This is a genomic window from Agitococcus lubricus (genome assembly GCF_003051055.1).
Lineage (GTDB): Bacteria > Pseudomonadota > Gammaproteobacteria > Pseudomonadales > Moraxellaceae > Agitococcus > Agitococcus lubricus.
The window spans coordinates 101,171-128,085 of record NZ_QAON01000006.1 but is presented as its reverse complement, the minus strand read 5'-3'; the positions used below and the strand labels follow the sequence as shown (position 1 = coordinate 128,085).

Below are 26,915 nucleotides of genomic sequence, written 5' to 3'. Positions count from 1 at the left end.
GTGTTTAATAATGACCATAACAGCAGAATTAATGACACAAATACGAGAAATCACACAGCAGTTACGTCATCATAATCACTGTTATTATGTGTTAGATAATCCTGAAATCAGCGATGCAGAATATGACCAATTATATCAAACCTTAAAAAAAATAGAGCAGCAGTATCCTGAGTTAATATCCGCAGATTCACCCACCCAGCGTGTGGGTGGCGAAGCAATCAGTGTCTTTTCTCCCGTTAACCATCGGATTCCGATGTTGTCTTTGGGGAATGTTTTTAATCAAGCCGAGTTAACAGATTTTGACCGTAAATTAAAAGACCGTTTGGAGGATAATCACGAACTGGAATATTGTGCTGAATTAAAATTAGACGGTTTAGCGGTGAGTTTAATTTATGAATATGGCCAATTTAAGTATGGTGCTACTCGTGGTGACGGTGTGACAGGTGAGGATATTAGTCATAATTTGCGTACCATTCGTAATTTGCCATTAAGTCTGAATACCCATCAACCACCTGCCTTTTTAGAGGTAAGGGGCGAAGTGCTCATGCCTAAAGCGGGGTTTGACAAATTAAATGCAGAAGCCTTGGCTACAGGTGAAAAAGTCTTTGCTAATCCACGTAACGCGGCTGCGGGTAGTGTCCGTCAATTAGACCCGCAAATTGCCGCTAAACGGCCACTGGCTTTTTATGCTTATGCGGTTGCACATATCGAAGGACAAACCCTAGCTACTCAACAATATGAGGTACTGCAATGGTTAGCACGCCTCGGATTTACCGTGAGTGATGAGATTCGGGTCGGTCAAGGTGTTGGCTTCGCACAACAGTTTTTTGACATGATTCAACAGCGACGCCCACAACTTGCGTATGAAATAGACGGTGTTGTCATTAAGGTCAATGAAATTGCGAAACAACAACGACTGGGTGTGGTCAGTCGTGAGCCACGTTGGGCAGTGGCTTATAAATTTCCTGCAGAGTTGGCAAGTACGATTTTGGAGGCAGTTGATTTTCAAGTGGGGCGTACAGGCGCATTAACCCCTGTGGCTCGCGTCAAGCCTGTATTTGTGGGTGGGGTGACGATTAGTAATATCACCTTACACAATATGGACGAAGTACGACGTTTAGACTTGGCGATTGGCGACACGGTACAAGTATGTCGTGCAGGCGATGTGATTCCTAAAGTCACACAGCGTTTACAGAGGGCAGAGCATCGTCAGTTAATTGCCTTACCTACGCACTGTCCTATTTGTCAGTCTGCCATTATTCAAGATGAAAAAGGTGTGATTGCCCGTTGTTCGGGTGATTTTTATTGTGAAGCACAAGTCCAACGGCGTTTAGCACATTTTGTCTCGCGCAAGGCCATGAATATTGAAGGACTTGGTGAGCGTTGGTTAGAGCAATTTTTAGAATTAGGTCTGATTAACCATGTGGCGGACATTTATTCTCTTAGCAAAGACAAACTACTCAATACTGTCATCGAAGGCATGGGAGAGCGCTTAGCTGATAAGCTATTAACGGCGATTGAGCAAAGTAAACAGACTACCTTACCCCGCTTTATTTATGCCTTAGGGATTCGTGGCGTAGGTGAGAGTACTGCATTGGCCTTAGCACAGCATTTTGGCGACTTAGATGCTATTCAGCAAGCTACGCTTGATAGCCTAATGGCCGTACCCGATATAGGTGAAGTCTCTGCACAATGGATTGTCGCGTATTTTGCCGAATCGATACATCAAGATAGGATTGCTCAAATGCGACTTGCGGGCGTGACTTGGCCAAGAATGGAGCAACGCGCAGAACAACCGCTCGAAGGCCAAACATGGGTCTTAACAGGCACCTTAAGTACGATGGGGCGTGACCAAGCCAAAGCGAAGTTACAGCAGCTCGGCGCGAAAGTCAGTGGCAGTGTCTCGAAAAAGACGAGTGTTGTGGTGGCTGGTGCAGAGGCAGGTTCAAAATTGGCAGATGCTCAGAAATTAGGCGTCGTTGTTTGGAATGAGCAACAGTTAGTCGAATTATTAGCGACACATGAGTTATCCTAAATGTGGTTGCACTACGTTATATAAATAGTTGACAGTACGATGGTAGCAAGATGCGGTATTTAATAATTGTGTTATCTTTTTAGAAAAGAGCAGGTCAAGGAATAATGAAAACACTATTGAGTCTGACGATGCTGACGCTTGCTTGTACACAAGCACAGGCGGCCGATATTTATACCTGTGAACGTAACGGTAAAAAAGAGTTTAGTCAGCAACCTTGTGGCGAAAACGCGACTATCATTAAAGACAAACACGGTGATGCCTCATTCAAAATTACGATACCCATGTCTGCCAACGATATTCTCAAGTTATGTCAGTTGGTGCTAAAAGCCAAAGACAAAGAAGTTGCCGCTAATAAACCCATGCCTCGTTATTATAATAATGGGTATTACGATAGCTATGACCGCTATTCCGATACGCGCAGAAAGCGTAATTCAGCACAAAATTATATTTTGTCGCGTATCAGTAATTTAGAGCAAATCGCGGCTCAGTCACCTGCTATTTACGATATGTTAAAAAATTTAGCCTATGACACGAGTTATCAGGGATATGATGAAACGCCCGTTTACCAAGCAGAGCGTGCTGCGGCCTTGACACGCTGCCAAGAGCGAGTGAGTTATCGTGTCAACCGTGATGAGAATTAAAGGCGCTTTGTGTGATACCAATACCCCCAATATAAGGCAGAAAGTACACCAGTGGTGGCAATTGGAATATATAAACTGTGGTAATGCCAGCGCATAAAACTGGCTGCGCCTACCAGCCCACCACACATAAATCCTGCAATCAATAACAAATACAGCCAAAATCGGCGAGCTTCGACAGGAATACCGCGTAGGCGTTGTCCTAAGTAACTACCCAAGTCTGTCACTGTGCCTGTGATATGTGTGGTACGAATCATCGCACCGCTATACGTGCTGACCATCGCATTTTGTAGTCCACAGGCTGCGGATGCCCAAAAATCTCCCCCATGCGAGCCTGCTATTAAGCATTGCAGTGCTATCCACAACATCAGGCTTTCTAGCATTAACGCGATACCGTAACGCTTGCCTAAACGGAGCGTCGCATTTTGAATAATTACGCCTGCCAGCATTGCTCCTAAAAAGAAGCTGAATAACACTCCTAAAAGATGCAGCGTAATATCCCATTCACCTTGTACCACTTTAAGGCTTAATAAGGAGGCACTGCCCGTTAAATGCGAAACGGACTGATGATGAAAGCCCAATAAACCAACGACATTAATAATGCCAGCTACAAACGCTAGTACAAAAGCGCCAATTTCAATCCACGCGGGCAATTTTTTGGTCATGATGACGCTGCCGTTTGATGTGTTTAACCCAAAAACGATGCGCGAATAAAGCCTGTAAGACGCGTCTAGCGACAGGCAGTGGCTCGTTATTGAGTTGGGCAGCAATGATTTCTGCTGCTAAGGGGGCATAACAAAATCCTTTAGAACCATGCCCCAGCGATACGTATAAGCCTGTATGATACTTTGGCGCTTGAAGGATTTTTTTGCCATCTTTTAAGCCCGCAAAGCGATGCATAAAATCGTCATAGTCAGCCAGTGCCCCGACTAAGGGTAAATAGTCGTTGGTTTGCGCTCTTAATGCTGCTCGCCCTTGCCATATCGTCATAGGGGGTAAAGCGTGTGCAGTCTTAGGTAATACCTTGGCTAACAGCGCATAGTTATGTTGATGGTCGTCCTGAGTGACCTCAGTGTTAGCATTGTTAGGCCAAAAAGACGCACCAATACAATGTTGTTGTTTAACCGCAGGTGTGAGGTAGCCGCCATAACATAAGACTGTCTTGAGCGCGGACAGTGCGGGTGTCGTTGGAGAGAAAGTGGCAATTTGGCCACGAACAGGCGTTAGTGTTAAGCCTGAACACACAGACAGCTGTTCAGCGGCTAAGGCGTTTGCCACAATCACAACGGGACTCGTGGCTCGACAATGCGCTTGCTCATCATAAATTTGCCAATCTTCTCCCTCACGTTTAAGCTCAGTCACCTTACAGTGCCAGATAGTACGAATATTGGGATGATTCAGCCATGCCTGACTTAAGGCATGGGGATTGAGATAGCCCGCCTGCGGGAAATATAAACAATCTGTATCCATATCCAGCCCTGCGATGTGGCTGGCTTGTTGGGCATTGACAGCCTGTACCAAGCTCGCTGGCCAAGGGTGCTGTTTCAGTTTTTCGCCTTCGCGTTGTTGATTGCCCGCTAATAACCAAAGTAAGCCCGTTTGTTGCCATGCGTCTGTGGCTAAATGTGGGGTTTGTTGTAAACGGTTAAGTAGCCATAAATAGGCTTGTTGTTGAAAATGCCATGTAGAGAGTGCGGGTGGTGCAAGTTTGGGATAGATAATGGCCGCAGGATTGCCTGAAGCGGCTGTGTGCGCGCCCGCCGCTTGGTCAATAATCGTCACTTGCCAGCCACGAATCGCCAACGCGTAAGCACAACTCACGCCTGCAATTCCAGCACCAATAATCGCCACGTGTTTACGGTGTTGGTGGGGTATCGAGGGCAGACTTTGCCAAGAGTCCTGTGCGGGTTGACTAGGGCTGACATAACAGGCACGTATCATTTCGCGTTTACGGCCAAAACCTTTCTGTTTGTAAACGGCAAAACCTAAGGCTTCTAAATGGCGTCTGACTGCACCTGCTGCACTAAACGTGGCTAAGGTAGCCTGCGCTTTGCTGAGGCGTGCCACGTGTGTCAATAAGGATAATTGCCATAACTCAGGATTGCGGTCGGGCGCAAAGCCATCTAAAAACCATGCATCGACTTGTGCTTCGGCTTCGGGTAATAGTTCATTGGCATCGCCCAAAATGAGAGTCAGACTGATACGTGCCTCATCAAATACCAATCTGTGCCAGCCAGCAGTGAGTGGCGGATATTGTGCGAGTAGCGTTTGGGCATAGGCGGCTAACTCTGGCCACAACGCTAAAGCGCGGCTTAAATCCTCGTGTGTTAGAGGGTGTTTTTCGACTGAAATAATATGGAGCCATGCCGTTTTAGGGGCAGTTTTTTCCCATAAGCGCCAAGCAGCTAAGATATTTAAACCTGTTCCAAAGCCAGTTTCGGCAATGGTAAAATTATCCCCTGCGCTTAAGCTGGCAAAACGCTCAGCCAATTGATTGCCTTCTAAAAAGACATACTCCGTTTCAGCTAAACCATTATCGAGCGAAAAATAAATATCATTAAAGCGTTGTGAAAATGGCAAGCCATTACGCCAACAAATGTCTGCAGGTTCTATCACCATAAGAAAGTGCTACCATTTATCATGACGGCGTTTATTACTTGCCAGCAACCAGCCCAATAACACACCCACAATGACGGCAAGTGCGCCGTTACGCATGCCTTCGGCACTGCGGTCATGTTTCAGTAATTCAACCTGTTGAGCCAACTTTTCGTTATATAGTTGCAGGCTTTGATTTTGTGTTAATAACTCACGATTGAGGTTATCAAGGCGTTCGGCATTGGCAATGAGGACTTGTTGTTGTCGTTGTTCGGCACTTTGCTCCGCATTAAGGGGGGCGGATACTGGAGTTGAGGGGGATGGGGGCGTGCCATTTGCAGCAATCGCTGGATTCGTCGATTTTTCGGCACTATAACCCGATGAGCAGACTAAACACAGTACGAGCACGACCCATTGTTTCATGGCAATACTTTCTTAAAAGGCTTGACGGTCACGGTTTGATACACGTCAGCGACGATATAAGGGTCGGCTGCTGCCCATGTATTTGCTGCTGCTAAACTGGCAAATTCAGCAATAATTAAGCTGCCTGTAAAGCCCGCGTCAGCAGGGTTTTCACTATCAATAGCAGGATGTGGGCCAGCAACTAATAAACGACCTTCGGCCTGTAGTTGTTGTAAACGTGCAAGATGTGCGGGGCGTGCCGCTAAACGCTGTGCGAGTGAGTTGGGTTTATCTTCGGCAATAATGGCGTACCACATAATCATTATCTCTTTAAGTCAATATAAAAATCAAAAAACTGTGCTCTTTTTGCGAGGAGGTAATGTACTTAGGTCGACACTGCGTCAGCAAAAATTATTTGTTCACCATATCGTCTGTTTTCACATAACGCGATAACACGATAAATTGTGCAACAATAAAAATAAAGGTCATCGCAAGACTACCAAATACCTTAAAATCTACCCAATATTTTTCAAAGTAAAATGCGACATAGGCATTACTCGCGCCCGCCACAATAAAAAAGAAAATCCATGCCCAATTTAATTTACGCCAGATACTCGCAGGCATCTCAAAGGCTTTACCCATCATGCGTTGAATCAATGGCTCTTTACCAATATATAAACTGGCTAAAAATGCGAGTGCGAAAATCCAATTAATGACAGGCGCTTTCCATTTTAAGTAGGTATCGTCGTGTAAGAGTAGGGTAATCCCACCAAACAAAATAGTTGCCACTAAGGTAAGTTTTTGACCATTCTCTAAATGTTTGTCTTTTAACCACAAGCCGCCATACACCAAAATGGAGCTAGCAATCAGTACACCTGTTGCAGGAAAAATACCTAAGGTTTTGAAGGTCGCAAAAAAGGCAAACAGGGGAATAAAATCGAGCAGTTGCTTCATAAGAACATTACTTGTGTATACTGGAGGCGGTGTCTAATAGTATCTTTCTTTCGTTGGTCTGTCATGCCTGTCATAGATTTACATAGTCATAGTTTGTACTCCGATGGTACAGAAAGCCCCTCCGATTTAGTCGCACAAGCAGCGGCTGCAGGTGTCGAAATGCTTGCCTTAACTGACCATGATTCGGTGGCAGGCTTAGCCGAAGCACAAGCGGCGGCTAAACAACAGGGTATTTGCCTTGTGAATGGGGTGGAGTTATCGGCCATTTGGCAACAACAACTGGTACATATTATTGGTTTGAATATCAATCCCCAACATCCCACACTCGTTGCAGGCTTGGCTCAACAAGCGCAAGCACGCGCTAAACGCGCGCGATTAATTGCCGATAAACTTCAATTATTGGGTTTGGGAGAGAGTTGGCCGAGTGTATTAGCGATGGCAGACGGTGACGCCAATAGAATTGGCCGTGCCCATTTTGCTCAGTATTTGCTCGCACAAGGGCATGTGAATCAGCTACAAAAAGCCTTTGATAAATATTTAGCTACGGGTAAACCTGCGGCAGTACCTATGCCGTGGATAGATTTATCGACGGCGGTACAATGGATAAGAGAAGCGGGAGGCGTGCCCGTATTAGCACATCCCGCACGTTATGGATTGTCCCAAACCAAGTTAAGGGCATTATTGGCTGATTTTGTCGCAGTAGGTGGTCAAGCAATGGAGGTCAGTACAGCCAATGAAAAAACCAATATTATTCAAAATTTGGCTGCTTTAGCACAGCGATTCAATTTGCATGCCTCGCAAGGCAGTGATTTTCATGGCAACACGATGACATGGTTACGACTAGGCCGTTTTAGTGAGTTACCTGAGCAATGCCGACCTGTTTGGCATTTGTTTAATACTGATATCAGCCCTGTACATTAAAAGTCGCGTTTTAATTTTATCCGCAAAGCAAATAGCTTAAAAAATTAGGCTACAATAAAACGATTCATACGAGATTTTACTATTATGAGCCAGTATTTTCATATTCACCCCGATAATCCCCAGCCGCGACTGATAAAACAAGCGGTACAAATGATTAAAAATGGGGCAGTTATTGCCTACCCAACCGACTCTGCCTATGCCTTAGGTTGTCATTTAGGTGATAAAGCGGCTTTAGAACGTATTATCCGTATTCGGCAATTAGATGATAAACATCATTTTACATTGTTATGTCGAGATTTATCCGAAATTGCCACGTATGCCAAAGTAGATAATCCAACCTATCGCTTATTAAAAGCACATACACCAGGCGCCTATACCTTTATTTTGACAGCCAGTAGCGAAGTGCCACGTCGCCTGATGCATCCGAAGCGCAAAACGATTGGTCTGCGTGTGCCAGACCACGCCATCTGTCAGGCCTTATTAACAGAGTTAAATGAGCCCTTATTAACGGCGACGTTACAATTACCAGCAGACTCAGAGCCATTATATGACCCCGAAGATATTGTCGAAAAGTTGGGTAAGCAGTTGGATTTAGTCATCAATGGTGGATTTGGTACGTTAATACCAACAACCGTCGTTGATTTAAGCCAAGAGAGTGGTGCAGAAATATTAAGAGTTGGTGCAGGTGATATTAGTCCATTTAGTTAATAAAAATAGGCAATAGCACAATAAATAGCGTAACAACAGTGTTCATAAATAGACACTTGTATATTGATAGAAAATATATAAAAAAGAAGTTTAGTGTGAAATCTTCAACAAATACTCGATAATTATGACGAAATATTGAAAATTATAGTTGCTATCACGAATTTAGCCGATTAACATCAAACTGCTAAGGTAACCTTACTGGGATTTGGTTCGCCTTTGTACCTTTCGAGGTGTTACCCTCCATGTTTATGATAGTTTTTGTTTTTTTGGGCAGACCGTCAGGTCTGCCTTTTTCTTTTCTTGCCATGCAGATACGGCGGTAATCCAGCAATAATAGTGCATCACTTGTGGCCTAATTGCTTAGGAATACAACAAAAAGCCAAAAAGCCGTAACATTTTGTCGTCTGGCCTCGTTATAATCATCCCCATTGGTAAATCTGCTTCAGGAGTAGTTTGGTGAGTGCAGTCGCTTCTTCGCAACGGGTATTGTCGGGTATGCGACCGACAGGTCAATTACATTTAGGGCATTATCACGGGGTGTTAAAAAATTGGGCAAACTTGCAGTATGAGCATGATTGCTATTTTTTTGTTGCAGATTGGCATGCCTTAACCACAACCTATGATGACCCGCGTATCATTCGCCAAAGTGTATTTACGATGGTGGTGGATTGGTTGGCTGCGGGTGTTAACCCCAAAACAGCGACGATTTTTGTGCAGTCGCAGATGCCTCAGCATGCAGAACTGCATTTATTATTATCCATGATGACGCCTCTGCCTTGGTTAGAACGGGTGCCAACCTATAAAGACCAACAAGAAAAACTTAAAGAGAAAGACCTAGCGACCTATGGCTTTTTGGGCTATCCCTTATTACAAAGCGCTGATATTTTATTATATCGTGCAGGCTTAGTCCCTGTCGGGGCTGACCAAGTTGCGCATATCGAATTAACACGAGAGGTGGCGCGTCGATTTAATCATCTTTTTGGTAAAGAAGTGGGTTTTGAAGAATTAGTGGCCGCCGCTATCCAAAAAATGGGTAAAAAAGCGAGCAAAGTGTATATAGATTTACGTAAAAAATACCAAGAATCAGGTGATGTAGAGGCCTTAGCGACGGCACAAGCACTGGTACAAACACAACAAAATATCACGATTGGTGACAAAGAGCGTTTATTAGGCTCTTTGGAGGGCGGAGGTAAAATTATATTACCCGAGCCTCAACCGTTATTAACGCCCGCTTCAAAAATGCCAGGTTTAGATGGGCAAAAAATGTCCAAATCCTATGGTAATACCATTGCCTTGCGTGAAGCCCCCGAAGACGTAGAACAGAAAATTCGTCGTATGCCCACAGACCCTGCGCGTATCCGTCGTACCGATGCGGGTAATCCTGATGTCTGTCCTGTTTGGCAGTTACATGAAATTTACTCCGAACAAAGCACGCAACAATGGGTACAGCAAGGTTGTCGTTCGGCAGGTATTGGTTGTTTGGAATGTAAAAAGCCCGTCATTGAAGCAATTAATGCCGAATTAGAGCCCATGCGTCAACGTGCGCGTGAATATGAAGAACAACCCGAATTGATTTATAGTTTGTTGGCGGAAGGGGCAGAAAAAGCGCGCGACATCGCCGAAGATACCTTAAAAGACGTACGCCAAGCGATGGGCTTAAATTATCGTGGCCTCTAAACTTTGCATAGAAGACAATCATGTCTGAATTAGCATCGCCCGCAGACACTTCTCCAATAGTTGCCGTTAATGACCCGTTTTATGCACGGGTCTACGGCGAAAGCTATACCAAATTACCCGACGATTTGTATATTCCGCCTGATGCTTTAGCCGTCATTTTAGAGGCCTTTGAAGGGCCATTAGATTTACTGTTATATCTCATTCGTAAACAAAATATTGATATATTGGATATTCCTGTTGCCGAAATTACCCGCCAGTACATTAGTTATATTGAGTTAATGCAGGCGCTAAATATTGATTTGGCTGCGGAGTATTTACTGATGGCCGCCTTGCTGGCAGAGATTAAATCACGTTTATTATTACCTAAACCTAGCCAAGCGGAAGATGACGAAGAGGACCCGCGTGCAGAGCTGATTCGGCGTTTACAAGAATATGAGCGTTTCAAAAAGGCAGCTGAAGACTTAAACGAGTTGCCGCAAGAAGGCCGAGATATTTATAGCGCGCATGCCGAACCGCCTATTCGTTATTTGTTGCCAACCGAACCGTTTGTTGGTGATTTTTCTCTGTTGTTAGATGCCATGCATGACGTCTTAAAACGGGCAGAGTTGCAACAAAGTCATGTCATTGCCAGTGAGGGCTTGAGTTTGGAGCAACGGCTCAAAGACATCTTAAGCCAAGTTAAATCGGGTGAGAGTATTGTTTTTCATCGGTTATTTCCTGCCCACGAAGGCCGTTTGGGGGTGGTGGTCACGTTTATGGCAATTTTAGAGTTGCTTAAACAAAAAATGATTGAAATTGTCCAAGATGCTGTATTTTCTGCCATTTATGTGCGTCAACGCCTATTGGAAGGTGAGGCATGACCTTACAAACGGCGTTGATTAAACAAATTATCGAAGGGGCCATTTTTGCACATTCCACCCCCTTATCGTTAGATGATTTGGCAGTGTTGTTTGTGGAGGAGGAGCGACCAACACGTAGCCAACTGTCTGCACTGATTAAAGAAATTCAACAAGACTACCATCAACGCCCATTGGAGTTAGTCGAAATAGCTTCAGGTTATCGTTTTCAGGTACGCGCCCAATTCAGCCCGTGGATTAGTAAACTGTGGCAAGATAAGCCGCCGCGTTTGTCGCGCGCGATGTTAGAAACTTTAGCGATTATTGCGTATAGACAGCCTGTGACGCGTGCAGAAATTGAAGCCATTCGTGGGGTGGTGGTGAGTACGCAAATTATCAAAGCCTTATTTGACCGCGATTGGATTGCCGTGGTTGGGCATCGTGATGTGCCTGGTCGCCCCGCATTACTGGCGACAACACGAGAGTTTTTAGATGCCTTTAGCCTAAAAAGCCTTGCTGATTTACCACCTTTAGCCCAAGTACGTGACTTAGGGTTGATTGAGCAAGAGCTAGCCTTACGCGCTCAGTCTACACCTGCACAAGTGCAAGAGTAATCATTTGTGCCTGTAAACACACGTTAATGCGAGTCAGTCAGTATAAAGAGTATATTCTAGGCAGACTAAATAGGTGAAACCTGACTAAAGACGATGCGAAAAGAAATTAGTATGTTAGAATCTGTTTTGGCACAAAAATACCCGTAGGATAACAACAACATCGGATTGCCTGTATCAGGTTAAACATCCACTACGGTCAGAGGTAAATAGGCAGAGACGTAGCGTTTATCATCGCTACGCATCATGCTTAACTGTTGGTTAATAGTAACGATACTGTGGGTATACGGCAGCATAAAGGCGATAGATATCCACAGTCATGAAATGAGTAGTCGGAAACCATGAGCGAAAAATTGCAAAAAGTCCTAGCCCGTGTTGGCTTAGGGTCTCGTCGTCATATGGAAGAGGCGATTGCGCAAGGACGTGTCAGTGTAAACGGTAAAATAGCCGAAATTGGACAACGTATCGAAGCCACAGACGAGTTGCGTGTCGATGGTCGCCGAGTGTCATTTACCTTAGAAGAAGAAACACGTCGCCGTGTACTCATTTATTACAAACCAGAAAGCGAAATTTGCTCCCGCCAAGACCCAGAAGGTCGTCCAACCGTATTTGATAACTTGCCACCACTCAAAGGCGAGCGTTGGGTGATGGTCGGTCGTTTGGATATCAACAGTAGCGGTTTGTTATTGTTTACGAATGACGGCGAGTTAGCCAATCGTTTGATGCACCCATCTAATGAAGTAGAACGTGAGTATGCCGTACGGGTCATGGGCGAGGTGAGTGCAGGCGCTCGTCAAGCATTGTTAGAAGGCGTCATGTTAGACGACGGACCCGCTAAATTTGAGTCCTTTGCTGAAGTTGGTGGTGAAGGGTTTAATCGTTGGTATCAGGTAGTCGTTAAAGAAGGGCGTAACCGCGAAGTACGTCGTTTATTTGAATCGCAAGGCCTCAAAGTGAGCCGTTTACTGCGTATTCGTTATGGTATTGTTTCGTTGCCACGTCACTTACGTATGGGACGTTGGTTAGAATTAGATAAAGATGAAATTGACGGTTTAGCCGCCTTGGTTAAACTCAAACCACGTGTCGGTACGGGATTATATGGCCTAGCAAAACGCCGTGCCGAAAAAATGCAAGAGAATCCATTGCCTGCACGTCGGGGTGGCTTTTTGCGTCAACAAAAACGTGATGTGCCCGAAAAGCGTGGCAAAGCGGAATATTAAATTGATGTGCTAGTCACTGCGTAGACTATTAAAGTCAGCAGTGACAAGACGAAACGAGGCAGCATGGCTGCCTTTTTTTATTGCTCTCATATTTGTTGTGGAGTGTGATTTTGTCTCAAAACATCGTCATGCAAGGTTTAGAAATAGAACTCATCCGTAAAGCGATTAAACATATTCATTTACGTGTTTACCCGCCTGATGGCAGGATTAGATTGAGTGCGCCTTTACATATTGACGTGTCTACGTTAGAAAAGTTAGTTAGTACACGTTATGACTGGATTTTAGCACAGCAACAGATATGTCGAAGCCAATCAGTGCAACAAACACCTATGTATCAAACGGGGGATATCCAGTATTTTCAAGGGCAACCCTATACCCTGAATGTCATAACAGATAGCACTCAGGCAAAGGTTGAGCCACGTGCAGGCTATTTAGATATTTATGCTCCCGTAAGCAGTTCACCTGCACAGCGTGCCACAATGATTGACAAATGGTATCGGCAGCAGCTTCGTTTACAGATTCCGCCATTAATTGCGTATTGGCAACCCATTATGGGTGTCACAGTCAACACATGGGGCATTAAAAAGATGCACACGCGTTGGGGCAGTTGCAATATTCAAGCACAGCGTATTTGGTTGGCGTTAGCTTTAGCGCAAAAGTCGCCGTCCTGTTTAGAGTATGTGGTGGTGCATGAAATGGTGCATGTATTAGAGCGATACCATAATCAACGTTTTTACAATTTGATGAGCCAATTTTTACCCGATTGGCAACAGCGTCGTCGGGTATTAAATCACGGCTAACTTACCACCAATATTTGCCCCAATTTTGTGGGTTTGCCCAGAATTTAGCATTAAGCCAATCAGGGACTTCTTTATAGGTGTGAATATCAAAGCCCCAAACTTGCCAACCTGTCGGCTCGGCAATACGCTTAAAGCCAAAACCGAGCATTTTAGCAGTTGACCAGTAATTGTTGTGTTGAGGAGTCACTACCAACACACGCTCTGCTAGTACATCGCGTAGGCGACTGATACACAGCTCGAGTATCTGTTTATCCTGTTGTTCCTCTATCAACATCAATGCAGCGGCATAACGCTCAGTAAATGGGCGTTGTAGCAAATTCTCCGCATTGATAGATTGTAAGCGTGTTGTGCCAAGGTCTACACTAGCCAACGGACAATCCAAGACATAACCCGTGATTAACCAATCCTTATCGGAGCATTCGTTTTTTAGTTGTTGCAATAATGGGGTGATATCGGGCCACATACAGGTTTAACTCGTGATGATTTATCAAGGTATTTTACAAAAAATGCGTACACAGGCGACAACGCCTATACATTATGAACTAGCCTTAGGCGGAATGACATTGCCTGTCAACGATTATCTCGGTAAGACATTATATTTACAGTATACAGGTCGAATTTTTTGTCTACATTGTGGGCAAAAAACGACTAAATCGTTTAATCAGGGCTATTGTTTCAAATGTTTTAGAAGTAGTGCATCGGCGGATATGTGCATTATGAAGCCAGAAACTTGTCATTATCATTTAGGGACTTGTCGTGAGCCAGAGTGGGGACAAAACCATTGTTTTAAGCCACATATTGTTTATTTGGCTAATTCTTCGGGGGTTAAGGTCGGGATTACCCGTCGTACACAAGTACCAACACGTTGGCTTGACCAAGGTGCAGCACAAGCCTTAGCCATATTTGAAGTGGCAAGTCGGCGCGTGGCAGGGTTGTTAGAAGTCATGTTTGCCCAACATGTCGCCGATAAAACCCATTGGCAGCGTTTATTAAAAGCAGATGCCGAAGTGCAAGATTTAGTACAGATTCGTGATGAACTGTTAGCACAATGTGCAGATGAATTATCACAATTAGAACAACAGTTTCCAGAGCAATTTGCCTTATTAACGCCCGATGTGCAGTCCTTTTTATTTCCTGTGATGCAATATCCCAGTAAAGTAAAAGCATTTAATTTAGATACACAAGCCGAAATAACGGGGCAATTGATGGGTATTAAAGGTCAATATTTAATCTTTGATACGGGAGTCATCAATATTCGTAAATTTGGTGGTTATGAAGTCATCATTCGTCAAGAATCTGTATGAGATACACACATGAGCAATCCCAAAACCGTTTACTTAAAAGATTATCAAGCCCCGTTATTTAGCATTGAGCAAGTTAATTTACAGGTCGATATTTTTAACGATTATACTTTAGTCACATCAACCCTAAATTTAACCCCTCAACAGGCAAATCAAGCGTTGGTGTTACATGGTGTTGACTTAGAATTACAAACCTTACATTTGGATAATCAATTATTATCAACTGATGATTATCAACTACAAGGTGAAGAATTAGTCATTCATAACGTGCCTAATCAGCCGTTTAGCCTACAAAGTGTGGTAAAAATTTATCCTGCTAAAAATTTGGCCTTAGAAGGTTTGTATCTCTCTAAAGGCATGTACTGCACTCAATGTGAGCCAGAAGGCTTTAGAAAAATTAGCTATTATTTAGACCGTCCAGATGTTTTATCGTCCTTTACTACCACCATTACCGCCGATAAAAACCAATATCCCACTTTATTAGCTAACGGTAATTTGATTGCCCAAGGTGATGCAGGTGAGGGTAGACATTTTGCCACTTGGCAAGACCCTTTCAAAAAGCCGAGTTATTTATTTGCCATGGTGGCAGGTGATTTAGCCTGTTTAGAAGATAGTTTTACCACCATGACTGGCCGCGAGGTTGCCCTAAAAATTTATGTAGAACCGCACGATTTGCGCCAATGTCACCATGCAATGGAATCACTCAAAGCGTCAATGCGTTGGGATGAGCAAGTCTATGGTCGAGAATATGATTTAGATATTTTTATGATTGTTGCCGTTAGCCACTTTAATATGGGGGCAATGGAAAACAAAGGTTTAAATATCTTTAATACTTCGTGTGTCTTAGCACATCCCGAAACTACCACTGATTTAGGTTTTCAGCGTGTTGAGTCTGTGGTTGCCCATGAATATTTTCATAATTGGAGCGGTAATCGGGTCACTTGTCGAGATTGGTTTCAACTCAGTCTAAAAGAAGGTTTTACCGTTTTTAGAGACCAACAATTTTCTGCCGACCAACTCTCTGCCAGTGTTCAACGGATTGAAGATGTCGCGGTTTTGAGAAATGTGCAATTTGCTGAAGATGCCAGTCCTTTAGCCCATCCTGTCCGCCCCGAATCATTTATTGAAATCAATAATTTTTACACCGCGACGGTGTATGAGAAAGGCGCGGAAATCGTCAGAATGCTACATACTGTCTTAGGCGTAGACGCCTTTAGAAAAGGCACAGATTTATATTTTAGCCGCCACGATGGCCAAGCAGTCACAGTTGAGGACTTTGTCCAAGCCTTAGCAGATGCCAATCAACAAGATTTAAGCGCGTTTATGCAATGGTACAGACAGCCCTGTACGCCTGTATTGAGCGTCAATACGGATTATAATGCGCAAGCAAAAAGCTATACCTTAAGCATTAGCCAACAAACACCTGCCAAAGAAGGTTATCCGAATCCTGAGTATTTACCGATTCCCATTAAGTTAGCCTTGTTTGACCAACACACAGGCCAAGCGATTGCTTTACGTTTGCAAGGTGAGACACAGGCCGTAGGTAAAGAGCGCGTGTTAATTGCGGACAAATCGCAACAAACATGGACTTTTGTTGATGTTGAACAAGCCGTTGTGCCTTCGTTATTACGCGATTTTTCTGCACCTGTGGTCTTGGATTATCAAAGTTCTAATGCGGAATTATTGTTCTTAATGCAGCATGACAATAATGGTTTTAATCGTTGGTTGGCCGCACAAAGTCTGTATGAGCGTTTATTGTTGGCGATGATTGCTAATATTGACCAACAACAAGAACCGTTAACAGGTTTAGCCATGGATGAGTTGTTAACAGGCTTAGCTGCTTTTTTACCCACTTTAGCACAACAAGATGCGGCTTTAGCGGCAAAAATTCTCAGTTTACCGACCGAAAATTATTTAGCAGAAAAGGTGGCGGTGATTAACCCAAGCCATATCGCCCAAGCCCGAGAAGCCTTACAACAAGCGATTGCCAATGCTTTAGCTGATTTTTTCCGTACGCAATATATGGCCTTCACGCAAACTAGCTATATTTACAACAGCGCGGCGATTGCTCAGCGTTCATGGCGCGACCAATGTTTGAGTTATTTATTGCAATCTACGGCCAGCACAGAGGCACAAGCCTTAGCTGCACAGCAATATCAACAAGCCGATAATATGAGTGCGCGCATGAGTGCTTTGCGTGGTTTGGTCTATAGTCAAGCAGCACAAGCAAGCAGCGCATTAGCCGATTTTTATCAGCGTTTTGTTGATGAAGCTTTAGTGGTCGATAGTTGGTTTGCCGTACAAGCCACTAATGCTAAAGCCAGTTTGAGTGATATTGAACAATTATGCGCCCATTCGGCCTTTACCTTGACTAATCCTAATCGTTTACGTTCGGTCGTCGCTCAGTTTGCTAATGCTAATCCTGTGCTATTTCATCAAGCCGATGGCGCAGGTTATCAATTTGTCGCTAACAAAATTGCGGAGTTAGATAAAATTAACCCACAAATTGCCTCTCGTTTGTTGGGCGCGTTTAGTAAGTGGCGGCGTTTAGAGAATCGACGTAAACAGCAAGCTGAGCGTGTATTAACTCAATTAGCACAACAGGTTTTATCGAATGATACCTTTGAAACCTTAAATCGCTTATTAAGAGCTTAGTGGTTCGTGGTGAGGGCTTCAACGGAGCTTGAAGCCTGTCGATATTCTGTATCGGCGATTAGCGCACGTTTATTCAGTTTGGTTGCAGAATGCCGTTGACTAAGTGCGTATCATGGCAGAATATTAACCGTTACATTGTTACTTGCTAAAGGCAATTGAACTTAATCAAATCAAAGCCTTAATTTTCTACCTTATCACGTGACAGACTTGCAAATCGTCTATAACTAAGTAGAAAAAACATTTTATAAATAGTCTAAAAAGAAACAATAATATCTCCAAAAAGCAGTACAAGGAGTCAAAAAATGTTATCGACAACAGAAGCGTGGTCACAACAAGCGCGTCAACAATGTTTAGATGTTTGTGCTGCTCGCGACAATAAACTGTTTAATCAATTTGCAGAACGTGCACTCAAAGCCTTATTAGCAGACGAGTTACGACGTTACACGCCACATGCCTTAGCCGCGTGTTTATGGGACTTTTGGTTATTCGTAGAGGATAGCCGACAAGAAATCAATATCCGTATTTTTAATCCCGAACCGACTAAAGAAGGTTGGCGTGCAGATGGCACCGTGATTGAACTGTATAGCGGAGAATTACCTTTTTTGCTCAATACGTTGCGTATTGCCTTGCAACGTGGTGGCCATGACCTCAGTGTGTTGATGGATTTAAATATCGCGTTACGTCGTGATAGATATTTTAATATGACGGCTTTGCCTTCTGCAGCAAATGCCAATAGTGAGGAGTACCGTACCTTAATTCATATTGAGTTAGGCGAGGTTTATCAAGGTGATGCGCTCAAAGCCTTGGAAACGGAAATTCATCAAGCGATGGGCATGCTAAAAAAAGTGGTTGATAGTTTTCCGCGCATGCAAACCTTACTGCGTGATGCAGGGCAAAAACTTATCGAAAAAATGCCTAAAGAAGGTGAGGCAGCAGTCATCCGTATGGAGGGGCATGCCTTTTTGCAATGGGTCATGCGTGGTCATTTTACCTTTTTGTCGGTACGTTATCGTAACGAAGCTGGCGAGGTAGAGTGTTCAGGTTTAGGCGCATGGCCAAATATACACATGGATTGGTTAGAGGATATCGAATATAGCCCCAATAATTGCCAGCTCTTGTTTGGTAAATCATTAACGCGTGCGCCTATTCATCACGACCGTTATGCCGATGTCGTGATTGTGCCCATGCCTGACGGTAAAAGTGAATATCGCTTTTTAGGCTTATACACCAGTCGAGTCAATCAGCATGACCCGATGACTATGCCTGTCTTGCGTCATAAAATTACTACGGTAGATATTTTTTCTGGCCTGAGAAAAATCAGTCACGATGGCCGTAATTTTGACCGTATGTTACGTACACACCCGCGTGACGAACTCTTATTAGCCAGTGAACAAGACTTATTAAATGCCTTCTTGCCCATGGTTAAACAAAAATATGGCAATGAATTGCGTTTTGTGTGGCGCGTAGACCCGTGGCAGCGTTTTGTTTCTATTTTTATTTATCTCCCTAAACCTTTGTACAACGAAACCTTTGTCAGCCGTACAGGTGAGTTTTTACAAGCACGCTTTAATGCCTCTGATGTGGTGATGACACCTTTTGTCTCAGAGCATCGTTGGATTCGGCTGCATAGCTTATTAGTCTTTGAAGATAAAGACCCGCCACGTATTAACATAGAAGAAACGGAATCGGTCTTAAAACGTCTTGCGCGTACGTGGGAAGATGAATTATTAACCCTATTAATGGCAAAATATCAATCTGTTTTAGCCAATCAACTGTTTAGACGTTATCAAAATGTCTTTCCAGAAGCCTACAAAGACAACTATCGGCCACAAGATGCCATCAGCGATATTGGTCTGTTAGAAACCCTGAGGCAAGACGCCCCCTTAGCGGTTGAAGTCTTACCCAGTGAAGGCCATTCGGCACGATTTAAGTTATTACAATGGCACCAACAGTTATCGTTATCCCGTGTCATGCCTATTTTAGAAAGTTTTGGGCTAAAAGTCTTACAAGAGCAAGCCTTTCCTTTGTTGCATGAAGATAGTTGCTTGTGGCTACATGATTTTAGAACGGAGTTACCCGAAGGCCTAGCCAGAGAAATTTATGCACAATCCTTAGCCTATGTGCGCGATGCGATGCAGGTGTTATGGCAAGGTGGGGTAGAAGCCGATGTGTTTAATCGTTTAGTGACCATTTTGCCATGTCGCTGGCGCGAAGCACATATTTTTCGTGTCTTATCGGCCTACTTAAAACAGACAGGATTCCCCTTATCGGCCTTAGCGCAAGCAGAAGCCATTACCCGCTATCCTACTATTGGCCGTAGTTTATTAGAGTTATTTCAAATACGCTTTGACCCCAATAAGGGCGCAGACCGTAGTGAGCGTGCGCAATCCGTCGTTAAACGTATAGAAATTGCTTTAGATAAAGTCAGTTCTGTTGCTGATGACCGTATCTTACGCCAATACCTGCAATTGATTAATGCGATTGTACGTACCAATTTTTATGTCCCTGCGGCTATCGAAGCGCAACGGATTGCTTTTAAGTTTGATACCACACAGCTACGCGATTTGCCCGAGCCTAAACCGTGGCGCGAAATTTTTGTGTACAGTCCTGATGTGATGGGCTCGCATTTACGTTTTGGCGCGGTGGCAAGAGGCGGCATTCGTTGGTCAGACCGTTCCGAAGACTTTAGAACAGAAGTTTTAGGTTTGGTTAAGTCGCAACAAGTCAAAAATGCGGTCATTGTGCCTGTGGGAGCGAAAGGTGCATTTGTGGTACGTACCATTTACGGTGACCGTCAAGAGTTGGGTTTACGAGCCTATCAAGAATTTTTAAGAGGGCTATTAGAGCTGACCGATAATCGTCATAAAGATGCGGTGATTAAACCCAAATTCGTCGTTTGCCATGACCAAGATGACCCTTATTTAGTGGTAGCAGCAGACAAAGGAACGGCTACATTTTCGGATACGGCCAATAGTCTAGCTGCAGATTATCAATTTTGGTTAGGCGATGCGTTTGCCTCAGGGGGCAGTAATGGCTATGACCATAAAAAAATGGCAATTACCGCACGAGGCGCGTTTGTTTCGTTACATGCCTTAGCCAAAGAGCGGGGCTTTAACCCACTTACAGATACGTTTACGATGGTCGGTATTGGGGATATGTCGGGCGATGTGTTTGGTAATGGCTTATTATTAACCTCAACCGTCAAATTGCTAGCTGCTTTTAATCATAGCCATATTTTTATCGACCCTAACCCAGACCCTGCAGCTAGTTTTGCCGAACGTCAGCGGCTATTTGCCTTACCCAAAAGTAACTGGTCAGATTATCATCGTTCTGTCTTGTCTGCGGGTGGCGGTATTTTTAGTCGACAAGATAAAAAAATTAAATTAAGTCCAGAGGTTAAAGCCTTATTAGGCTTGAGTGTCGATGTGTTATCGGCTGACGACATGGTGCGTCAGATTTTGCAACTCTCCGTAGATGTGCTGTGGAACGGCGGTATTGGTACCTATGTCAAAGCCAGCGAGGAACACCACCAAGATGTTGGCGATAGAGCAAATGACAGTGTGCGTATCAATGCGAATCAATTACGAGCACGTATTGTTTGCGAAGGCGGTAATTTAGGCTTAACTCAACGAGCTCGTATTGAGTATCAATTAAACGGCGGCTTATCGCATGCCGATTTTATTGATAATTCAGGTGGTGTCGATTGTTCAGACCATGAAGTCAACATCAAAATCTTTTTACAGCGTGAGCAACAAGCACGCCGTTTATCACAAAAAGATTACAGCCGTTTATTGGCAGAGTGGCAGCATGAAGTTGCGCAATCGGTACTTACAGATAACAAGGCGCAAACGCAGTTTTTAGCGATTGCCAATCATCAGGCCTTATTAAGACATCGTGAATACGGGACGCTCGCCGATTTCTTAGAGGGTCAAGCGGGCTTAGACCGTCAATTAGAAGCCTTGCCTGATGTTAAAATGTGGGAATCACGCGGTCGAACACAACAACCACTGACACGTGCAGAATTAGCTATTTTACTGGCATACAGTAAAAACTGGCTTAAGTCACAACTTGCCTTGAGTGAATTAGCTACTGACCCACATTTATTGGCAGAAGCTAAAAAACTCTTTCCCGTTGCTATTCAAAAAAATTACAGCTCCACGCTGTTAAAGCACCCCTTAGCCGTGTCATTGGCTGCCACGCGTTTAGCTGGCTCAATGACGGAACGTTTGGGCATGGGGGCACTGCCGCGTTTATTACGCCATGAGGGCAGTAATCCATTAAAGGTAGCACGCGCCTTTGTCATTGCCCGTCACTTATTAACACTAGATGAGTTGTGGCAACAATTAGATGAATGTACCGATAAAGTGTCGCACAGCATTTTATTAGCACAATATGCCGCTTTACAGCGTTATGCACGCCGCGCCTGCGGTTGGTTTTTGCCTTATGCACATCAACCCTGTCAGCAGGTGATTACGCAATTCGCCATGTTATTACCCTTACTTAATGAACTACCACAACATTTGAACCACAAACGCTTAGAGTCATGGAATCATGCTAAAAATGGCCTAGTTACGCAGGGACTTCCTGATAGTTTAGCCGCACGATTGTCGTCGCTAGACCAAATATTGCCTTTACTCGATATTTGCCGTTTAGCGCAAGAATGTCATGTGCCCATTGAAATTGCGGCGTATATGTATGAACGTGTTGAGGAAATGTTGGGCTTAACAGACGTACAGCGTGCTTTACAAGATTTATTGGTTGCTAACAGTTGGGAGGCTGCCGCCCGCGACCAATTACGAGCTGGTTTATTGCAAGATATGGCCAGCTTAACGCATGACATGCTCGGACAATGGCAACAGAATGCCGAAGATAAACATCTGTGGTTGGTAAATTGGTTAGAACGGCACAAACAACAATTGGCGGATTGGCGACAATTTCGATGTCGTTTAAGTCCGAGTGATTTAACCAGTTATGCGCCTTATGTCGTGCTAACGTCACAGTTGCATAAATTATTGCAACAATTACACCAAGAGGTGATATAGAGTGAGGTCTAAGTCTCGCTAATGTTTAGCATCAGCGAGATGACCTGATGTGTTATAAATCCATTTATAGGTTTTTATGAGGGAGTAAACCTGCCAATTGTTGACTTATTGTAAAAATAAGCAAACATTTATCCTAAAAACTTGTCAATTCCACAATCCATGCTTATCTAAGCATTGCTGGCTCAGTGTGCATACGTTTAGACTTCTATAATGAATAAATGTTCTCATGCATGATATGGGCGTGGCGTTGTTGTATGACTTAGCCACGCGCTACGCTGATATAAACTTGCAAATAATAGCATCTTAGGACTTACGCGGTTATCGCTTATGTGCTCACCAAAAAATCATGTTTAACGATTTTTAGCTCAAAAAATGCGCTAATTTCGTTGAAATGCGTAAGTCGTAATCTAGTGATGTTTGGATTGTGCGGTTCACAGGCAACATCTCAACAGATGCGACTAATTAAATGAAATAATTTACGAAACGAGGTTTGAGAGTCATGCCATTAGCGGGAAGATATTATAGTAATCCTTTAGAAATGGTGGATAAAGCTTCAAAACGTTTGCGCGAGGTCATGGATGGTCTCGATGCCTCTTTATTTATTGGCGTAGTAACCACAACGGGTTTAGTAACCTACATCAATAAAGCTGCCCTAAATAGTATGGGACTGTTATTAAAAGATGTTGTGGGTAAACCCTTAGAGTCTACCATTTGGTGGTCATATTCTGACACTGAACGACAAAAGTTACGTCTTGCCATTGAGCAGGCAGCAGAAGGTCATGCGTCGCGTTTTAGCCATATCATGTTGGATGCCTCAGGACAGTTAAGAACCTTTGATTTTTCTTTAACACCTGTATTTGAGCAAAACGGTCGTGTTGCCTATTTAGTGCCTTCCTCGCATGACATTACTGAACGTAACGCCGCCGAACAAGCCTTAAGGTTGACTCAGTTTGCCGTAGACCACGCGCCTGATGCTTTATTACAAGTGAATCATTTAGGCTTAATCACTTCAGTCAATGAGTCAGCTTGTCAATTACTGGGTCAAACACCAGCGCAATTGGTAGGGCAGTCGATTTATCATGTTGACCATCATTTAGCACCCAATGGATGGCCGCATTTATGGCAACAACTCAAACGCCAAGGTGTACAGCGTTTTGAGGCCAATTATCGACATATTCACGGTGAAGAAATCAGTGTCGAGGTCTCCGCAAATTATATTGCCTATCAGCAAGAGCAGTATGCCTTTATTTACGTCAATGATATTCGCCATCGCAAAGCGGCAGAACAAGAAAAAGCCCGTCTTAATCGCGCTTTACGCCTACTAAGTGCCTGTAATTATGCCCTGATTCATGCACAAGACGAAAAAAAGCTACTTCAGGATATTTGCCAATTAATGGTCAGTGTCGGAGGGGGCTACCGTATGGCATGGGTAGGTTATACCGAATATGATGAAGAAAAGAATATTACCCCTGTCGCTTATGCAGGCGAAGAGCGTGGCTATTTAACCTATGCCAAAGTCACGTGGGATGCCAACGATTTACGTGGTCAAGGGCCTTGTGGTCAAGCCATTCGTTCGGGTCAGGTGGTTGTTTGTGAGGATGTGAGTATTAGCCAAGCCATGTATTGGCGTAAGCAAGCCTATGAGTATGGCTTTAGAGGGATTATTTGTTTACCTCTACGTGATAAAGACCAAATATTTGGTCTACTTGGGTTATATACTGCGCACACTCTATTAAAATTGTCAGTAGATGAAATAGCCCTCTTACAAGAGTTGGCCGATAACTTAGCATTTGGTATTAAAAATATCCGCGCCCAACAAGAAAGACAACAAATGTTATCTGCCATCTTAACCATTTCAGAAAGTATCGCGTTGACAACGGGATACAAATTCATGGAGCGTCTAGCCTTAAGTATGACCCAAACATTGGGCGCAATCGCTGGTTTTATTACCCGTTTACATCAAGAGAGTGATGAGGTAGATACCATCAGTGCGGTTATTCAAGGCCAAGTTGTCGACAATATGCGGTATCAACTACAAGGAACACCCTGCGAATATTTACTCACACAAGAGTCCTTTGTGGTGACTAAAGATGCGATTAAAATTTTCCCATATGCTGAAAATCTTGCAGTAATTGGGGCGCAATCTTATGTAGGACGGCAAGTGAATAATGCCGAAGGCACTAATCTAGGCCAGTTATTTGTCTTATTTAAGGAACCTATCCACAATCCCGATTTTGTCCTATCGGTGCTGACTATGTTTGCCACACGCGCAGCCGTAGAAATGGAACGTGTGTAAATAGGCCGTGTGTGTATGAAGCCGCGTACGGAATGCACGATACGCGGCGACTAAAAATCATACGCGAATTTCTCGCCATTCACCTACGCCGAGGCCATCCACAGACCAATCACCAATTTGAACTCTTACCAAGCGTAAAGTCGGAAAGCCTACAGCAGCGGTCATACGTCTCACTTGACGATTACGCCCTTCACGAATACATAAGCTCAGCCAAGAGGTAGGAATATGGGCGCGATAACGAATAGGTGGCGTTCTTGGCCATAACGTCGGCTCATCTAAGCGTTGCGCGTCTGCGGGGGCAGTGAGGCCATCATTTAAGACCACACCGCGTCGTAATTGTTGTAATGCACTCTCAGAAATCAGGTGGTCAACTTGTGCCCAATAGGTTTTAGCTAACTTATAACGCGGCTCTGTAATACGTGCATTCAGTTTGCCATCGTCGGTTAATAATAATAAGCCTTCAGAATCATAATCCAACCGACCACAGGGATGAATAGTCGGGTCATCAAAAAAGTCGGCCAGTGTTGGTCGTTCATCCGTACGCCGAAATTGACATAACACGCCATAGGGTTTATTAAATAAAATTAAGCGACTCATAGACTTAGACTCAAATATCATCAATTTTATTTATACCGCTATTTATTATAAAAATGAATTTGGGGCATAAATTTTTGCAAATAACGATTAACATTAGACAACGTAGCAACCATGATTTCGTCTGCTTGCTTGTTTCTAGACACGTAGCTTAGCGGGTGTCGGTTGAAGATAAAAGCGATAAACAACTCAAAGATACCACTCAGGGTTGTTCATAAATTCTTTAATAGAGTGACTGGCTAATTTATTACGACGGCAGTCATTCACATATTTCTCAAACACGACAAGGGAGTACCTGTACAATGGGTTACCAAAAGATTGTGGTTCCAGCCGATGGTGACAAAATCACCGTAAATGCTGACCTCTCACTCAACGTTCCAAACTTTCCAATTATCCCATTTATTGAAGGCGATGGTATTGGTGTTGATATTACTCCTGTCATGATTAAAGTAGTCAATGCTGCAGTGAGTAAAGCGTATGGCAGTAAACGCGCCATTTCGTGGATGGAAATTTATTGTGGTGAAAAATCATCACGCTTATATCCCAATAACAACTACTTGCCCGAAGAAACCTTAGAAGCCTTGCGTGAATTTGTGGTCAGTATTAAAGGGCCGTTGTCCACGCCTGTGGGTGGGGGTATGCGCTCCTTAAATGTGGCCTTACGTCAAGAATTAGATTTATATGTATGCCAACGCCCCGTACGTTGGTTTGAAGGCGTGCCTAGCCCAGTAAGCCACCCAGAATTAACGGATATGGTCATTTTCCGTGAAAACTCTGAAGATATTTATGCGGGTATTGAATGGAAAGCCGATAGCCCAGAAGCCATTAAAGTGATTAAATTTTTGCGCGAAGAAATGGGCGTGAAAAAGATTCGTTTCCCCGAAGGTTGTGGTATTGGTATTAAACCTGTTTCTAAAGAAGGGACTCAACGCTTGGTGCGTAAAGCCATTCAGTACGCAATTGATAATAATAAAGATTCGGTGACTTTAGTTCATAAAGGCAACATCATGAAATACACCGAAGGTGCATTCCGTGATTGGGGATATGAGTTAGCGGCCGAACGTTTTGGCGCACAGTTAATTGACGGCGGCCCTTGGATGAAATTTAGAAATCCAAAAACGGGTAAAGATATTATTGTCAAAGATGTGATTGCCGATGCCTTCTTGCAACAAATCTTGATGCGTCCTGCCGAGTATTCCGTAATCGCCACATTAAACTTAAATGGTGATTATATTTCTGACGCATTAGCCGCAGAAGTCGGGGGTATTGGTATTGCACCTGGTGCCAATATTGGTGGCTCTGTTGCGATGTTTGAAGCGACACACGGCACAGCACCTAAGTATGCAGGTCAAGACAAGGTAAATCCTGGTTCGATTATTTTGTCCGCCGAAATGATGTTGCGTCATTTAGGTTGGATTGAAGCGGCTGACTTAATTGTCGAAGGTATGCAGGGTGCTATTAAGGCCAAAACCGTGACCTATGACTTTGAACGTCTGATGCCAGATGCGACGTTACTCCGTTGCTCGGAGTTTGGTGACGCAATCATATCACACATGGATTAACGCGAGACTGATAAAAAAACAGGGCATATTAAATGCCCTGTTTTTTTATGCTTAAACCTTTTCCAAAA

General features: G+C 43.8%; 21 protein-coding genes. 14 read left to right on the top strand and 7 right to left on the bottom strand.

Translation table 11 applies throughout. From position 1 onward, the window contains the following. Nucleotides 1-10: 10 nt before the first annotated feature. Complete coding sequence (gene ligA / locus C8N29_RS07985) at nt 11-2,035, top strand: NAD-dependent DNA ligase LigA (protein WP_107865534.1); 2,025 nt, start codon at nt 11-13, stop codon at nt 2,033-2,035. A 104-nt stretch (nt 2,036-2,139) separates the two neighbouring features. Beyond that, a complete protein-coding gene (locus C8N29_RS07980; RefSeq protein ID WP_146164438.1) occupies nt 2,140-2,676 on the top strand; it encodes a hypothetical protein in 537 nt (178 codons plus the stop codon). Here C8N29_RS07980 and C8N29_RS07975 read toward each other — a convergent pair. The 5 genes from C8N29_RS07975 to ispZ all read right to left on the bottom strand — a co-directional run bounded on the left by C8N29_RS07975 (nt 2,673) and on the right by ispZ (nt 6,624). Further along, the gene (locus C8N29_RS07975; protein ID WP_107865532.1) at nt 2,673-3,338 is read right to left on the bottom strand and encodes a YoaK family protein; all 666 of its coding nucleotides are present in this window, start codon (nt 3,336-3,338) and stop codon (nt 2,673-2,675) included. The genes C8N29_RS07980 and C8N29_RS07975 overlap by 4 nt on opposite strands. Then, nucleotides 3,310-5,292: a bifunctional tRNA (5-methylaminomethyl-2-thiouridine)(34)-methyltransferase MnmC2/FAD-dependent 5-carboxymethylaminomethyl-2-thiouridine(34) oxidoreductase MnmC1 gene (gene mnmC / locus C8N29_RS07970; protein WP_107865531.1), complete on the bottom strand. Its 1,983-nt coding sequence runs from the start codon at nt 5,290-5,292 to the stop codon at nt 3,310-3,312. Before mnmC ends, C8N29_RS07975 begins: the two co-directional genes overlap by 29 nt. A gap of 9 nt (nt 5,293-5,301) precedes the next feature. Then, nucleotides 5,302-5,691 carry an SH3 domain-containing protein gene (locus C8N29_RS07965; RefSeq protein WP_107865530.1) on the bottom strand — a complete coding sequence of 130 codons (390 nt, stop codon included), beginning with the start codon at nt 5,689-5,691 and terminating at the stop codon, nt 5,302-5,304. Further along, nucleotides 5,688-5,987, bottom strand: coding sequence for a YciI family protein (locus C8N29_RS07960; RefSeq protein ID WP_107865529.1), 300 nt, complete (start codon nt 5,985-5,987; stop codon nt 5,688-5,690). Before C8N29_RS07960 ends, C8N29_RS07965 begins: the two co-directional genes overlap by 4 nt. 94 nt (nt 5,988-6,081) lie before the next feature. Further along, nucleotides 6,082-6,624 (bottom strand): septation protein IspZ, encoded by a 543-nt coding sequence (gene ispZ / locus C8N29_RS07955; RefSeq protein ID WP_107865528.1) that lies wholly within the window; start codon nt 6,622-6,624, stop codon nt 6,082-6,084. 63 nt (nt 6,625-6,687) lie between these two features. Between ispZ and C8N29_RS07950 the strand changes: the two genes are divergently transcribed. The 7 genes from C8N29_RS07950 (at nt 6,688) to C8N29_RS07920 (ending at nt 13,397) form a co-directional block, all read left to right on the top strand. Further along, complete coding sequence (locus C8N29_RS07950; protein WP_107865527.1) at nt 6,688-7,545, top strand: PHP domain-containing protein; 858 nt, start codon at nt 6,688-6,690, stop codon at nt 7,543-7,545. An 84-nt stretch (nt 7,546-7,629) separates the two neighbouring features. Continuing rightward, a complete protein-coding gene (locus C8N29_RS07945; protein ID WP_107865526.1) occupies nt 7,630-8,253 on the top strand; it encodes an L-threonylcarbamoyladenylate synthase in 624 nt (207 codons plus the stop codon). Between the two features lie 456 nt (nt 8,254-8,709). Beyond that, nucleotides 8,710-9,930 carry a tryptophan--tRNA ligase gene (locus C8N29_RS07940; protein ID WP_107865525.1) on the top strand — a complete coding sequence of 407 codons (1,221 nt, stop codon included), beginning with the start codon at nt 8,710-8,712 and terminating at the stop codon, nt 9,928-9,930. Nucleotides 9,931-9,950: 20 nt separating this feature from the next. Then, nucleotides 9,951-10,790: a segregation and condensation protein A gene (locus C8N29_RS07935; RefSeq protein ID WP_107865524.1), complete on the top strand. Its 840-nt coding sequence runs from the start codon at nt 9,951-9,953 to the stop codon at nt 10,788-10,790. Then, the gene (gene scpB, locus C8N29_RS07930) at nt 10,787-11,380 is read left to right on the top strand and encodes an SMC-Scp complex subunit ScpB (RefSeq protein WP_107865523.1); all 594 of its coding nucleotides are present in this window, start codon (nt 10,787-10,789) and stop codon (nt 11,378-11,380) included. Before C8N29_RS07935 ends, scpB begins: the two co-directional genes overlap by 4 nt. Before the next feature lie 338 nt (nt 11,381-11,718). Further along, entirely contained in the window at nt 11,719-12,597 is an 879-nt protein-coding gene (gene rluB / locus C8N29_RS07925; RefSeq protein WP_107865522.1) for a 23S rRNA pseudouridine(2605) synthase RluB, read from the top strand. Between the two features lie 110 nt (nt 12,598-12,707). Then, complete coding sequence (locus tag C8N29_RS07920) at nt 12,708-13,397, top strand: M48 family metallopeptidase (protein ID WP_204509301.1); 690 nt, start codon at nt 12,708-12,710, stop codon at nt 13,395-13,397. A 1-nt stretch (nt 13,398) separates the two neighbouring features. Here the strand turns inward: C8N29_RS07920 and C8N29_RS07915 are convergent, their stop codons facing one another. Beyond that, nucleotides 13,399-13,860 (bottom strand): DUF6231 family protein, encoded by a 462-nt coding sequence (locus tag C8N29_RS07915; protein WP_107865520.1) that lies wholly within the window; start codon nt 13,858-13,860, stop codon nt 13,399-13,401. 16 nt (nt 13,861-13,876) lie between these two features. On the opposite strand from C8N29_RS07915, the gene C8N29_RS07910 reads away from it, so the two are divergent. From C8N29_RS07910 to C8N29_RS07895, 4 genes are all read left to right on the top strand, one after another. Next, nucleotides 13,877-14,701 carry a DUF2797 domain-containing protein gene (locus C8N29_RS07910; RefSeq protein WP_204509305.1) on the top strand — a complete coding sequence of 275 codons (825 nt, stop codon included), beginning with the start codon at nt 13,877-13,879 and terminating at the stop codon, nt 14,699-14,701. A gap of 9 nt (nt 14,702-14,710) precedes the next feature. After that, nucleotides 14,711-17,353: an aminopeptidase N gene (pepN, locus tag C8N29_RS07905; RefSeq protein WP_107865519.1), complete on the top strand. Its 2,643-nt coding sequence runs from the start codon at nt 14,711-14,713 to the stop codon at nt 17,351-17,353. Nucleotides 17,354-17,655: 302 nt separating this feature from the next. Then, nucleotides 17,656-22,395: an NAD-glutamate dehydrogenase domain-containing protein gene (locus C8N29_RS07900; protein ID WP_107865518.1), complete on the top strand. Its 4,740-nt coding sequence runs from the start codon at nt 17,656-17,658 to the stop codon at nt 22,393-22,395. 499 nt (nt 22,396-22,894) lie between these two features. Then, on the top strand, nt 22,895-24,691 hold the full coding sequence (locus C8N29_RS07895) for a PAS domain S-box protein (protein WP_107865517.1): 1,797 nt from the start codon (nt 22,895-22,897) through the stop codon (nt 24,689-24,691). A 57-nt stretch (nt 24,692-24,748) separates the two neighbouring features. On the opposite strand, the gene C8N29_RS07890 is transcribed toward C8N29_RS07895, so the two are convergent. Next, on the bottom strand, nt 24,749-25,288 hold the full coding sequence (locus tag C8N29_RS07890) for a pseudouridine synthase (protein ID WP_239987004.1): 540 nt from the start codon (nt 25,286-25,288) through the stop codon (nt 24,749-24,751). 299 nt (nt 25,289-25,587) lie between these two features. Between C8N29_RS07890 and icd the strand changes: the two genes are divergently transcribed. Beyond that, nucleotides 25,588-26,847: an NADP-dependent isocitrate dehydrogenase gene (icd, locus tag C8N29_RS07885; RefSeq protein ID WP_107865515.1), complete on the top strand. Its 1,260-nt coding sequence runs from the start codon at nt 25,588-25,590 to the stop codon at nt 26,845-26,847. Nucleotides 26,848-26,915 lie beyond the last annotated feature (68 nt).